This window comes from Pseudoxanthomonas japonensis (assembly GCF_010093445.1).
Classification (GTDB): Bacteria; Pseudomonadota; Gammaproteobacteria; order Xanthomonadales; family Xanthomonadaceae; genus Pseudoxanthomonas_A; species Pseudoxanthomonas_A japonensis.
In genome coordinates this window covers 96261-109525 of sequence record NZ_PDWW01000010.1, presented here as the reverse complement: position 1 = coordinate 109525, position 13265 = coordinate 96261, and the positions used below count along the sequence as shown (strand labels likewise).

14 protein-coding genes are annotated in these 13265 nt (G+C 67.9%); 9 read left to right on the top strand and 5 right to left on the bottom strand.

The annotated features are described in order from the left end of the window. Positions 1-7 precede the first annotated feature (7 nt). From pstC to rnt, 8 genes are all read left to right on the top strand, one after another. Positions 8-979 carry a phosphate ABC transporter permease subunit PstC gene (gene pstC / locus CSC78_RS09320; RefSeq protein WP_162337643.1) on the top strand — a complete coding sequence of 324 codons (972 nt, stop codon included), beginning with the start codon at positions 8-10 and terminating at the stop codon, positions 977-979. Continuing rightward, entirely contained in the window at positions 979-1830 is an 852-nt protein-coding gene (gene pstA, locus CSC78_RS09315) for a phosphate ABC transporter permease PstA (protein WP_162337641.1), read from the top strand. The genes pstC and pstA overlap by 1 nt, the downstream gene beginning before the upstream one ends. After that, positions 1823-2641: a phosphate ABC transporter ATP-binding protein PstB gene (gene pstB / locus CSC78_RS09310; protein ID WP_162337640.1), complete on the top strand. Its 819-nt coding sequence runs from the start codon at positions 1823-1825 to the stop codon at positions 2639-2641. The genes pstA and pstB overlap by 8 nt, the downstream gene beginning before the upstream one ends. Before the next feature lie 124 nt (positions 2642-2765). Then, positions 2766-3476 (top strand): phosphate signaling complex protein PhoU, encoded by a 711-nt coding sequence (phoU, locus tag CSC78_RS09305; protein WP_162337639.1) that lies wholly within the window; start codon positions 2766-2768, stop codon positions 3474-3476. 163 nt (positions 3477-3639) lie between these two features. Beyond that, positions 3640-4035, top strand: a complete 396-nt coding sequence (locus CSC78_RS09300) for an HvfA family oxazolone/thioamide-modified RiPP metallophore (RefSeq protein ID WP_162337638.1) — start codon at positions 3640-3642, stop codon at positions 4033-4035. A gap of 58 nt (positions 4036-4093) precedes the next feature. Further along, a complete protein-coding gene (locus CSC78_RS09295) occupies positions 4094-4948 on the top strand; it encodes an HvfB family MNIO-type RiPP peptide maturase (RefSeq protein ID WP_162337637.1) in 855 nt (284 codons plus the stop codon). Next, on the top strand, positions 4941-5711 hold the full coding sequence (locus CSC78_RS09290) for an HvfC family RiPP maturation protein (protein WP_162337636.1): 771 nt from the start codon (positions 4941-4943) through the stop codon (positions 5709-5711). The genes CSC78_RS09295 and CSC78_RS09290 overlap by 8 nt, the downstream gene beginning before the upstream one ends. A gap of 205 nt (positions 5712-5916) precedes the next feature. After that, positions 5917-6546 carry a ribonuclease T gene (gene rnt, locus CSC78_RS09285; protein WP_162337635.1) on the top strand — a complete coding sequence of 210 codons (630 nt, stop codon included), beginning with the start codon at positions 5917-5919 and terminating at the stop codon, positions 6544-6546. Positions 6547-6556: 10 nt separating this feature from the next. Here the strand turns inward: rnt and rhtA are convergent, their stop codons facing one another. Further along, a complete protein-coding gene (gene rhtA, locus CSC78_RS09280) occupies positions 6557-7444 on the bottom strand; it encodes a threonine/homoserine exporter RhtA (RefSeq protein WP_162337634.1) in 888 nt (295 codons plus the stop codon). 120 nt (positions 7445-7564) lie between these two features. Between rhtA and CSC78_RS09275 the strand changes: the two genes are divergently transcribed. Then, on the top strand, positions 7565-8104 hold the full coding sequence (locus CSC78_RS09275; protein ID WP_162337633.1) for a helix-turn-helix domain-containing protein: 540 nt from the start codon (positions 7565-7567) through the stop codon (positions 8102-8104). 10 nt (positions 8105-8114) lie between these two features. Here the strand turns inward: CSC78_RS09275 and CSC78_RS09270 are convergent, their stop codons facing one another. From CSC78_RS09270 to rnr, 4 genes are all read right to left on the bottom strand, one after another. Continuing rightward, complete coding sequence (locus CSC78_RS09270; protein WP_162337632.1) at positions 8115-9308, bottom strand: DmpA family aminopeptidase; 1194 nt, start codon at positions 9306-9308, stop codon at positions 8115-8117. A 13-nt stretch (positions 9309-9321) separates the two neighbouring features. Next, positions 9322-10065 carry a 23S rRNA (guanosine(2251)-2'-O)-methyltransferase RlmB gene (rlmB, locus tag CSC78_RS09265; protein WP_162337631.1) on the bottom strand — a complete coding sequence of 248 codons (744 nt, stop codon included), beginning with the start codon at positions 10063-10065 and terminating at the stop codon, positions 9322-9324. 51 nt (positions 10066-10116) lie between these two features. Then, a complete protein-coding gene (locus CSC78_RS09260; RefSeq protein WP_162337630.1) occupies positions 10117-10590 on the bottom strand; it encodes a GFA family protein in 474 nt (157 codons plus the stop codon). A 156-nt stretch (positions 10591-10746) separates the two neighbouring features. Further along, entirely contained in the window at positions 10747-13203 is a 2457-nt protein-coding gene (gene rnr / locus CSC78_RS09255; protein WP_162337629.1) for a ribonuclease R, read from the bottom strand. Between the last annotated feature and the right edge of the window lie 62 nt (positions 13204-13265).

Sequence of the window (13265 nt, the reverse complement as noted above, 5' to 3'; positions counted from 1 at the left end):
GGGTTGCATGAACGCCACCGCCCTCCCCGCTTCCCTGACGGACGTGCGCACTGCGAAAGACGCACGCGCCGACACGCTGTTCCGGCTGACCCTGACCGGCGCCGGCCTGTTCGTCCTGTTCTCCCTGATCGCCGCTGCCGTCTCGATGTTGTGGGGCGGCCGTGAAGCCCTGCAGACCTTCGGCCTCGGCTTCTTCACCAGCACCAACTGGAACGTCGGCACGCGCGAGTTCGGTGCGCTGGTGCCGATCTTCGGCACGCTGGTCAGCGCCGGCATCGCCATGCTGATCGCCGTGCCGGTGAGCTTCGGCATCGCGGTGTTCCTGACCGAAGTCGCGCCGGCCTGGATGCGCGGTCCGGTCGGCATGGCCATTGAACTGCTGGCCGGCATCCCCTCGATCATCTACGGCATGTGGGGCCTGTTCGTGCTGGCGCCGCAGCTGAGCGAACACGTCTATCCGTGGATCAACGACAACCTCGGCCAGCTGCCGCTGGTCGGCGTGCTGCTGTCGGGCCCGCCGCTGGGCATTGGCATGATGACCGCCGGCCTGGTGCTGGCCATCATGGTGATCCCCTTCATCTCGTCGGTGATGCGCGAGGTCTTCCTGACCGTGCCGGGCCGCCTTAAGGAATCCGCGTACGCGCTGGGCTCGACCAGGTGGGAAGTGGTCTGGGACATCGTGCTGCCCTACACCCGCTCCGCGGTGATCGGCGGCGTGTTCCTCGGCCTGGGCCGCGCGCTCGGCGAAACGATGGCGGTGACCTTCGTTATCGGCAACGCCTACGCGATCAGCCTGGCGCTGCTGGAACCTGGCACCTCGATCGCCGCGACCATCGCCAATGAATTCGCCGAAGCCACCGACCCGCTGCACAAGGGCTCGCTGCTGCTGCTCGGCTTCACCCTGTTCGTGCTGACCTTCATCGTGCTGGCGATCGCCCGCCTGATGCTGCGCCAGCTCGCCAAGCGGGAGGGCAACTGATGTCCGCTTCGCTCTACACCTGGCGCAAGGTCAAGAATGTCGCCGCGCTCTCGCTGTCCATCGCCGCCGCCGCGTTCGGCCTGATGTGGCTGGTCTGGATCCTGTGGACCACGATCACCAAGGGCATGGGCAGCCTGAACCTGGACCTGTTCACCCAGATGACGCCGCCGCCTAACGAACCCGGCGGCCTGGCCAACGCGCTGTTCGGCAGCGTGGTGATCAGCCTGCTGGCGATCCTGCTGGGCACGCCGATCGGCATCGCCGCCGGCACCTACCTGGCCGAATACGCCAACAAGCACTGGCTGGGCGAAACCGTCCGTTTCGTCAACGACATCCTGCTGTCGGCGCCGTCCATCGTGCTGGGCCTCTTCATCTACACCGTGATGGTGGCGCAGATGGGCCACTACTCCGCCTGGGCTGGTGCGGTGGCGCTGGCATTCATCGCACTGCCGGTGATCGTGCGCACCACCGACGAGATGCTGCGGCTGGTGCCGCAGCAGATGCGCGAAGCCGCGCTGTCGCTCGGCGTGCCGCAGTGGAAGGTCACCACCCAGGTGCTGATGCGCTCGGCGTTGCCGGGCATCGTCACCGGCATCCTGCTCGCCCTGGCGCGCATCAGCGGCGAAACCGCTCCGCTGCTGTTTACCGCGTTCAACAACCAGTTCTGGAGCACGGACCTCAACCAGTCCATGGCCAACCTGCCCATGGTGATCTTCCAGTACGCGATGAGCCCCTACGACTCGTGGAACTCGCTGGCCTGGGCCGGCGCCTTCCTCGTCACCGGCATGGTGCTGGTGCTCAGCCTGATCGCGCGAACCATCCTTCTTCGAAACAAGGTGACCCATGAATGACGCCGCCCGCATTGCCGTGGTGACGCCGCAGCGCCACGACGACCTCGCCGCGCCGGCCAGCGTGAAGCTGGCGGCCAAGGGCCTGGACTTCTATTACGGCGACTTCCACGCGCTGAAGAACATCAACCTGGAGATCCCGGAAAAGCGCGTCACCGCGCTGATCGGTCCCTCCGGCTGCGGCAAGTCCACCCTGCTGCGCGTGTTCAACCGCATCTATTCGCTGTACCCCAAGCTGCATGCCAAGGGCGAGGTACTGCTGGATGGCGAGAACATCCTCGACACCAGGTACCCGATGAACCGTCTGCGCAGCAAGGTGGGCATGGTGTTCCAGAAGCCGGTGCCGTTCCCGATGACCATCTTCGAGAACGTCGCCTACGGCATCCGCCACCACGAACGCCTGAACAAGGCCGACATGGACGTGCGCGTCGAGCAGGCGCTGCGCCAGGCGGCGCTGTGGGACGAAGCCAAGGACAAGCTGAAGCAGAGCGCGCTGGGTTTGTCTGGCGGCCAGCAGCAGCGCCTGTGCATCGCGCGTGCGGTGGCGCTGCGCCCGGACGTGATCCTGCTGGACGAGCCGACCTCGGCGCTGGACCCCATCTCGACCAGCAAGATCGAGCAACTGATCGAGGAACTGAAGCACCAGTACACCATCGCCATCGTCACCCACAACATGCAGCAGGCGGCGCGCGTGTCGGACTACACCGCCTTCATGTACCTGGGCGAGCTGGTGGAGCACGACGCCACGTCGACGATCTTCTCCAACCCCGGCAAGCAGCAGACCGAAGACTACATCACCGGCAGGTTCGGCTGATGCCGGAACCCGTGATTCGTGATTGGGGATTGGTGATTCGCCAAAGCGAGCACCCCAGCATGAAACGGCACCGGTTCATCCCATCGCGAATCACCCATCACGAATCACCAATGACGGCGTCCCCATGAACACCCAACCCAACGACCATATCGTGAAGAGCTACGACGAAGAACAGCGCCGCATCGTGGCCGAGATCGTGCGCATGGGCGAAACCGCGGTCGCGCAGCTGGAAGCCGCGCTGGACGTGGTCGAGCGCCGCGACGACAAGGCCGCCCAGCGCATCATCGCCAACGACGAGGCCATCGATGCCATCGAGCACCAGGTCAGCCACGACGTGATGCACCTGGCGCTGCGTGGCCCGATGGCGCGCGACCTGCGCGAGATCCTCGCCGGCCTGCGCATCCCGGCCGACATCGAGCGCATCGGCGACTACGCGGCCAACGTGGCCAAGCGGTCCATCGCCCTCAACGTGTCGCCGCCGATGCCGCAGATCACCGGCCTGCGCGCGCTCGGCAAGCTGGCGGCCCGCCAGGTGCGCGACGTGCTGGCTGCCTACCAGAACGGCGACGCCGAACAGGCGGTGCAGGTCCGCGCGCGCGATGCCGAGCTGGACGCACACTACACCGCACTGTTCCGCGAGCTGCTGACCTACATGATGGAAGACCCGCGCAACATCACGCCGTGCACGCACCTGCTGTTCATGGCGAAGAACCTGGAGCGCATCGGCGACCACGCCACCAACATCGCCGAGAACGTCTGGTTCCTGGTGCACGGCGAGCAGCCGCTGCCCCCGCGCGACAAGCGCGACGAGACCAGCACCACCGGCGCGGTCTGAGCCGGGCCGGGCCGACCCGTTCCGCACCGCAACACCACCTGCGCCCCGCTCCCATGCGGGGCGCAGGCGTTTCAGGCCCTGCATACGGCCGGCTAACGGACTGCGTCTACACTGTCGCCACTTCCCGTGCGGCCCCCGTCGCACCTCATTGGAGAGCATGACGATGTCCAAGACGAACAAGCCCGCCGCTGTCGCCATCGCCCTGGTCGGCGGCCTTGCCCTGACCGGTTCCGCCTTCGCCATGGAACCGCTGGCGCAGGGCTACCTGCTGGCCGCGCAGGACGCCGCCAAGACGGCCGAAGGCAAATGCGGCGAAGGCAAGTGCGGCATGGCGAAGATCGACACCGACAAGGACGGCAAGGTCTCGCAGGCCGAGTTCACCGCCGCGCACCCGGACAAGGCGGCGAAGTTCGCCGAGATCGACACCAACAAGGATGGCTTCATCGACGCCGCCGAGCACAAGGCCCATGCCGGCACCAAGGGTGCCGAGGGCAAGTGCGGTGAAGGCAAGTGTGGCGAGGGCAAGTGCGGCGGCGACAAGAAGACCGGCGACAAGTAAGCCCTGATCGGTCGACGCGGATCCTGGCGCACCGCCGGGATCCGCGCACACCCCGCGCATGAGCCATCCCCTCTCCACCCACACTGCTGGCCTCGGCCTGCGTCGCGCACTGCTGGGCGAACTGCTGGATGCGCCGGCCGGCGCGTTCGATTTTCTCGAGTGCGCGCCGGACAACTGGATCGGCGTGGGTGGCCGCTACGGCGAAGCACTGCAGGTGCTGTCCGCCCGCCATCCGGTCACCTGCCACGGCCTGTCGCTCTCGCTGGGCGGCATGACGCCGCTGGACGACACCTTCCTAGCACGCACGCGGCGCTTCCTCGACCAGCATGGCGTGTCGCTGTACAGCGAACACCTGAGCTACTGCAGCGACGACGGCCATCTGTACGACCTGATGCCGATCCCGTTTACCGAGGAGGCGGTCCGCCACGTCGCCGCGCATATCCGCCAGGCGCAGGATGCGCTGGGCCGCCGCATCGCCGTGGAGAACGTCTCCTACTACGCCGCGCCCTACCAGGCGATGGCGGAAGCCGACTTCATCGCCGCGGTGCTGGGCGAAGCCGACTGCGACCTGCTGCTCGACGTCAACAACGTGTTCGTCAACGCCATCAACCATGGCTACGACGCGCGCGATTTCCTGGCGCGCATGCCGTCTGCGCGGATCGCGTCGTACCACATCGCCGGCCATTACGACGAAGCCGACGACCTGAAGGTCGACACGCACGGCGCGCCGGTGAAGGACGACGTATGGTCGCTGCTGGCGGCGGCCTATGCCACCCATGGCGTGCGCCCTACCCTGCTGGAACGCGATTTCAATTTCCCGCCACTGGCGGAGCTGTGCGCGGAACTGCAGCGCGTCCGCGACCTGCAGGCGATGCATGCGAACGGCACGACCGCCCAGGCCACGCATGGCTGACACGCTGCACGACCAGCAGTTCGCGCTGTCGCGCCACCTGCGGGATCCGTCGTCGCAACCCCCGCCGCCCGGCATCGAGGACCGGCGACTGGCGGTCTACCGCGATCTGTTCTTCAACAACATCGAAGGCCTTCTGGCCGGCAACTTCCCGGTGATCCGCAAGACGCTGGGCGACGATGCGTGGCGTGCGCTCGTGCGCCGCTTCTACGCCGACCACCGCAGCCAGACACCACTGTTCCCGGAGATCGCGCGCGAGTTCATCCGTTACCTGGAATCGCGCGAAGACGATGGGCTTCCTCCCTGGCTGCGCGAACTCGCACACTACGAGTGGGTCGAGCTGGCCCTGCAGATCGCCGACGACGCAGTCCCGGCGCATGTGCCCGATGGCGACCTCCTTGCGGGTGAGCCCGTCGTGTCGCCCTTCGCCTGGGCATTGGCCTACCAGTGGCCCGTGCATCGCATCGGTCCGGCGTTCCAGCCCGACGCGCCGCCGGTCGAGCCGACCCTGCTGCTCGTCCGGCGCGACGCCGGCCACCAGATCCGCTTCGCCGCCATCTCGCCGCTGGTGTACCGCCTGATCGAGCTGCTCGGCGAAGGTGGCCGCAGTGGTAGTGATACGTTGCGGAAGCTCGCGGTGGAAGCAGGCGTCGACGACGTGCCCGCCTTCGTCGAACAGGGCGCGACAATGCTGTCGCGCATGCGCGAGGAAGGCACGCTGCTGGGGACCGTGCCCAGCCGCTGCCCCCCTGTAGGAGCGACGTAAGTCGCGACCGGAAGCCATGTGCGACCTGGGACGTTGCGAACGAGCGCCGGAGAACACTGTCTGCTTTCACCCCCGACACCAATCCTCCAGCTTTTCTCGGGACGTCGGGTTTGCGGTCGCGACTTACGTCGCTCCTACAGAAGGCCTGGCCGGCGTTGTGCTTCCAGCCGAGGAAGCACCGGCTGCCTCTGCTACGCTTTCCCCCATGGAAAACACCGCCGAACCCGCCCGCATCACCCCCATGGCCCAGCGCTTCCGCGGCTACCTGCCCGTGGTGGTGGACGTGGAGACCGGCGGCTTCGACTGGAACCGGCATGCGCTGCTGGAACTGGCCGCGGTACCGCTGGACCTGGACGAGAACGGCCTGCTGGTCTGCGGCACCACGTCGAGCGTGCACCTGCATCCTGCGCCAGGCACCGAGATCGACCCGAAGTCGCTGGAAGTCACCGGGATCGACCTCGACCACCCGTTCCGGTTCGCCAAGCACGAGAAGGACGCGCTGGACCACGTGTTCGCGCCGGTGCGCTCCGCGGTGAAGAAGCACGGCTGCCAGCGCGCGATCCTGGTCGGCCACAACGCGCACTTCGACCTCAACTTCCTCAACGCCGCCGTCGCGCGCGTGGCGCACAAGCGCAACCCGTTCCACCCCTTCAGCGTGTTCGACACGGTGACGCTGGCCGGCGTCGCCTACGGACAGACCGTGCTCGCCCGCGCCGTGCAGGCGGCCGGCTTCGACTGGAATGCCGAGGACGCGCATTCCGCCGTGTACGACGCGGAGCAGACCGCGCGCCTGTTCTGCAAGATCGTGAACGCGTGGCCGAAGCCGCTGGGCTGATCGCGCGACGCTACGCCTCGCCGCTGGCCGCCGTCGTCACCGGCGCGCGCGAGGTCATCGCCGCACCGGCGGATGCCACGATGATCGACGCGATCGCCAGCCACTGCAGCATCGACAGGCGCTCGTGCAGGAACAGCAGGCCGCACAGCGCGGCGATGGCAGGTTCCAGGCTCATCAGCATGCCGAAGGTGCGGGTGGGCATCTTCGTCAGCGCCACCATCTCCAGACTGTAGGGAATCGCGGTGGACAGCAGCGCGACCGCCAACGCAACGGGCAGTAATGCAGGCGCCAGCAGCGCGGTGCCGGCGTGCGCGACGCCGAACGGCACCGCCACCGCGGCGGCGATGCAGCTGCCGATGGCGACCGTCTGCGGACCATGCACGTTGCCCGCCTTCTGGCCGAACACGATGTACATCGCCCAGCAGGCGCCGGCACCCAGCGCGTAGGCCGCACCGACGAGGTCCAGCGGCTGGCTGCCCTGCTCCGGTACCAGCAGCACCAGTCCGATCACGGCCAGCACGACCCAGCCCACGTCGCGCAGATGACGCGAACCCAGCAGCGCCACCGCCAGCGGTCCGGTGAATTCGAGCGCGACCGCAATGCCGAGCGGCACCGTTTCCAACGACTTGTAGAACAGCAGGTTCATCAGCCCGAGCGAGGCGCCGTAGAACAGCAGCAGCGGCCACTGCTCGCGGGTGACGCGCGCGCGCCACGGGCGGAACACGGCCACCAGGATCACGGTCGCCAGCGCAAGCCGCAGCGCGGTGGCGCCGGTGGCGCCCACGGCCGGGAACAGGCTCTTCGCCATCGACGCGCCGGCCTGGATGGACAGCATGGCGACGAGCAGCAACGCGATCGGCTGCCAGTGGATGGTGGGATGGGAGTTGGAGGACGACATGACGACACGACCTGCGGACACCGGGAGCGGAGCGCCGCGCTTGAAGAGGGATTCGATTGCGCACTATATTGCGCAGACCGAAGCTTACAGGATGCGCAATATAGTGCGCAACCCTCGCCCATGAGTGTGCTGGAACACGTCGCCGAGAATATCCGTCGCCTGCGGGCCGACGCGGGCCTCAGCCAGCAGGCGCTGTCGGTCGCCGCGGACGTGTCCCGCCGCATGCTCGTCGGGATCGAATCCGGCGACGCCAATGTCAGCCTCAACACCCTGGACCGCATCGCCGAAGCGCTGAAGGTGACGTTCGCCGACTTGGTGAAGCCGCCCAGCGCGCCCGGCCTGGACCGCATCGAAGCATTGGCCTGGAGCGGCCGCACGGCAGGATCGCAGGGCGTACTGCTCGCAACGGCGCCGGCCTCGCACGACGTGGAGCTGTGGGCGTGGACGCTGATGCCCGGCGACCGCTACACGTCGGCAGCCGATCCGGCCGGCTGGCACGAGATGTTCTTCGTCATCGAAGGCCGTCTGGTGATCGAACTGCCGGACCGCGAGCACGTCGTCGTGGCCGGCGACTTCTTCGTGTTCCCCAGCGACCGCGACTACGCCTATCGCAACGACGGCGACGCGCCGCTGCGCTTCATCCGCAACGTCGTGCACTGATCCCGGAGGATCACTCTGTCGGCGGTGCGATGCCGTGCTGCTTCAGGATCCGGCGCACGCGATCCAGCGGGATCGCCTCGACGGTCTCGCCATTGCCGCTGACCGTGGTCGCCATGAAGATCGAGTTGTAGATCGCCTCTTCCACCGCCTCCACGCTGGCCTGGAACACCGCGCTCATCTGTTCGTTGGCAAGTTCCGACGTCTCCAGCCGCGGCGCATCGAAGGCACGCCGCACCGAGTCCGCGGTGGAGAACGCGAGGATGTAGTCGCCGCTGCCGTTCGACGCCGAACTGCCGGTGCGGCCCAGCCCCATCATCGCGCGCGAGGCGACACGGCGCAGGTTGCGGTCGCTCAACGGCGCATCGGTGGCGATGACGATGATGATCGAGCCATCGCCGCGGTCGTCCGCCGACCCGCGCTGCGCACCGGCCTGCATGGCGACGGCCTTCTGGAAGGCGTAGCGGTCCAGTTCGCGACCGACCGGCGCACCCGAGACCTGCAGCACGCCGCCGAAATTGCTCTGCACCAGCACGCCGACGGTCCAGCCGCCCAGCGACGCGGGCAGCGTGCGGGAGGACGTGCCGATGCCGCCCTTCCAGCCGAACGCCACCGTGCCGGTGCCGGCGCCGACGCTGCCTTCCTGCACGGCGCCGCCAGTGGAGGTATCCAGCGCGCGGCGCACGGCGTCGGCGGTGACCGGGCGCGCACGGATATCGTTGAGTCCGCCATCGTTGGTCTCGCCGACCACCACGTTGAGCGAGCGCACCTGCTGCATGTCCGGCTTGGCCAGCATCCAGTCCGCCATCGCATCGGCGGCCTTCCACACGCACAGCGTGCAGGTCAGCAGGATCGGCGTTTCCAGTTCGCCCAGTTCGTTGACCTGGGTACTGCCGACGAACTTGCCGAAGCCGTTGCCGACATGCACCGCCGCCGGCACGCGCGAGCGATAAACGTTGCCGGCATGCGGCAGGATCGCGGTGACGCCGGTGCGGACGGTGTCGCCCTCCTTCAGCGTCACCTGGCCGACGCGCACGCCGGGGACGTCGGTGATGGCATTGTGCGTGCCGGGCGCGAAGATGCCCGGGGCGACGCCGAGGTCGCGCGCGCGGACGCGCGTTTCGTCCTTCGCGGTCGCGGAGAACGAACACGCCACCAGCGACAGCGCGACCAGGTGGCGAAAGATGCCGCCGCGTTCCTTGCTCATGTCTTCTCCTTGTTTACTGGCGCTGGCGGACGGCCTCGAACAGCGTGATGCCGGCTGCGACCGAGACGTTGAGGCTTTCGATGTCGCCGGGCATGGGGATCTTCACCAGCCCGTCGCAGTGCTCGCGGGTCAGGCGGCGCAGGCCATCGGCTTCGCCACCCAGTGCCAGCGCCACGTTGCCGCGCAGGTCGGTCGCGTACAGCGATGCGGTGGCTTCTCCGGCCAGGCCATAGATCCACACGCCCAACTGCTGCAGGTCGCGCAGGCAGCGCGACAGGTTGGTGACCTGCACCACCGGGATGCGGTCGGCGGCACCGGCCGAGGTCTTGCGCACGGTGGCGTTGACGCCCACCGACTTGTCCTTGGGGATGATCACCGCGGTGACGCCGGCCGCCGCCGCGCTGCGCAGGCAGGCGCCGAGGTTGTGCGGGTCCTGCACGCCGTCCAGCACCAGCAGCAACGCCTTGCCGTCGGCGGCTTCGACCAGGCCATGCAATTCGTTCTCGTCCCAGGTCGGCGCAGCGGCGTAGCGCGCGGCCACGCCCTGGTGGCGCAGCGCGCCGGCCACGCCGTCCAGCGCCTGGCCGGTGACGCGGCGCACGTCGATGCCCTTGCGGCGCGCATTCTCTTCGATCTCGGTCAGGCGCGCATTCTTGCTGCCGCCCTCGACCAGGATCTCGCGCACGTTGTCGGCGTCGTTCTCGACGGCCGAGGCGACCGCGTTGACGCCGACGATCCACTGGTTCTGCTTGCTCATGCGCTGTACGGCCGCGTAGGAAAGGCCGGCATTATCGCACCGACCGCCGGCTCAGCGCGGCGGCCACGCGGTCGTGTCGTGGTCCGGATGCTGGAACGAGACCACCCCGGCCAGGAACGCCGCAGCGGCCTCGTCTTCCTCGGTCCGCCGCTGCGGCAGTGCGGACAGGCCGTCCACATAGGGCAGCTTGCCCTCCACGCCGTACTGCACCCACGGCGCCAGCCCGGCCGGATCGTCGAAAGCCCCTGCCGCCAGCGCCACGCCATCGGGCGCCTCGTAGGTCAGCGGTGTGCCGCAGTCGGCGCAGAAGCCACGTTGCACGACGTTCGACGACCGGAAGCGCTTCGGTTCGCCTCGCGTCCATTCCAGCACCGCGCCGCGCGTGGACACCAGCGGGGCGTAGTAAGCGCCGAAGGCTTTCTGGCACATGCGGCAATGGCAGATCGATGCGTCCTTCAGCTCACCCGTGACGCGGAAGCGGACCGCGCCGCATTGGCAGCCGCCGCTGTGGATGTCGAGGGACATAGTCGCTCCGCATCAGGCAAGGGAAAACACGGCAATCCATGCCGTCATCCCGGCGCACGCCGGGATCCATCCTGATTCTGCACGTGCCTTGAATCATCCGGACAAAAGCAACATCAAGATGGGTCCCAGCGTGCGCTGGGACGACGGCGTGGTTGTTCAATACTTCTTCTTCGTCCGCTTGGCCGGCTGGCCGCGCGGCGGGGGCGGCGGCACCCCCGTATCGGTCTTGTCCTCGACCAGGCGAAAGTCGATCTTGCGCTCCTCCAGACTTGCCTTCAGCACGATGATGCGCACGCGGTCGCCCAGGCGGTACGACAGGCCGCGGCGCTCACCCGCCAGCGTCTTGCGTACCGGGTCGAAGTGGTAATAGTCGTGCGGCAACTGGGTCACGTGGACCAGGCCGTTGACCTTGGACTGGTCCAGCTCGACGAACAGGCCGAAGCTGGTCACGCCGCTGATGACGCCGTCGAACTGGCCACCGACATGCTTTTCCATCCACGCGGCGCGGAAGCGCTCGTCGACTTCGCGCTCGGCCTCGTCGGCGCGGCGCTCGCGTTCGGAGCACTGCAGCGCCAGCGCGGCCATGTCGCGCGGCGAGTACTGGAACGCATCCGGATTCTTCCTGCTCAACCCGTGCTTGATCGCACGGTGCACCAGCAGGTCGGGATAGCGCCGGATCGGCGAGGTGAAGTGCGCGTACGCCTCCAGTGCCAGACCGAAGTGGCCGACGTTCTCGGGCGCATACACGGCCAGGCTCTGGCTGCGCAACAGCACCGACTCCAGCAGCGCCGCATCGGGACGCTCGCGCACCTTCTTCAGCAGGTTGGTGAAGTCCTTGGGCTGCACCTTCCCCCACGACGGCATGGAGAGCTTGAACTCCTTCAGGAATTCCAGCAGGTCCATGTACTTGGTTTCCGGCGGCTTGTCGTGGATGCGGTACGGCGCCGGAATGTGCGCGGCGAGCAGGTACTTCGCTGCCTGGACATTCGCGGCGATCATGCACTCCTCGATCAGCTTGTGTGCGTCGTTGCGTACCAGCATGCCGGCCTGCGTGACCTCACCGCGGTTGTCGAGGACGAAGCGCACCTCGGAACTCTCGAACTCGATGGCGCCACGCTGGGTGCGCGCCTTGGCCAGCACGTGATAGAGCTGATACAGGCGCTCGACGTGCGGCAGCACGGGCGCGATCTGCGCACGGACCTCCTCGTCGTTTTCGCCGACCGCCTTCCACACCTGCGTGTAGGTCAGGCGCGCATGCGAATTCATCACCGCTTCGTAGAACTTCGATTGCGTCACTTCGCCGTCGCGGTTGACCTGCATGTCGCAGACGAAGGTCATGCGGTCGACGTTCGGATTCAGCGAGCAGATGCCGTTGGACAGCGTCTCCGGCAGCATCGGCACCACGTAGCCGGGGAAGTAGACCGAGGTCGCCCGCTTCTGCGCCTCGTCGTCCAGCGGCGTGCCGGGACGGACGTAATGCGACACGTCGGCGATCGCGACGACCAGGCGGAAACCGTCGCGCGTCGGCTCGCAGTAGACCGCATCGTCGAAGTCCTTCGCGTCCTCGCCGTCGATGGTCACCAGCGGCGTGGAGCGCAGGTCGACGCGGTCGCCGATCATCGCGGGCTCGACCACGAGCGGCACCGCGGTGGCTTCGTCCAGCACCTCCTGCGGGAACTCGTGCGGCAGGTTGTGGCCGTGGATGGCAGCCTCGACCACCAGCGACGGCGTGAGACTGTCGCCGAGCACGGCGATGACCTTGCCGATGGGCGGACGGCGCGCGTCGGGCGCCTGGGTCAGTTCGACCACGACGAGCTGACCGTCGCGCGCGCCGCCGGTGGCGTCCTGCGGTATCTGCACATTGCGCTGGATGCGCTTGTCGTCCGGTGCCACGTAGGCGATGCCGACCTCGAAGCCGAAGCGTCCGATCAGGCGGGTGACGCCGCGCTCCAGCACGCGCGCGATGCTGCCTTCGCGACGGCCGCGGCGGTCGATGCCGGTGACGTTGGCCAGCGCGCGGTCGCCGTGCATGACCTTGCGCATTTCATACGGCGGCAGGAACAGGTCGTCGCCACCGCCCGTGTCCGGCCGCAGGAAGCCGAAGCCGTCGGGATTGGCGATCACCGTGCCGGCGATCAATGCGGTGTGCTGGACCGGGGCGAACCCGCCGCGGCGGTTCTGCACCAGTTGCCCGTCGCGCACCATCGCGCCCAGCCGCTTGGACAGCGCGTCGAAGCGGTCGGGCGCCTCCAGCCCCAGCGGGCCTGCGATTTCCTCGGCCGTCTGCGGACCGTCCGCCGCCTCGAGGAACCCCAGGATGGCCTCGCGGCTGGCGATGGGCTGTTCGTAGCGCTGGGCCTCGCGCTGCGCGTGCGGATCGACGAATCCGCCGGCCGCGCGTGGCGTGTGTCCGGTGGCCGGTCGCCGGGAGGGCGCGTTGCCCGCCGACGGACGGGACGGCGTGCGCGCAGCGACGTCAGGCATCCACGGTGGCAGGCTCTTCTTGGCCGGCTTGCCGGACTTGCCGGCGGTGCGCGAGGCGGCGGTGCCGCCTGGCTTGCTTCCTTTCCCGGCGGGCGTCTTGCCGCCGCTTTTCGTTGGTTTCTTGGTCATGACGGGATGGTACACCTCGCCTGAACAACCTCATGCGAACGAACCGTTGACATTCCCCCGCC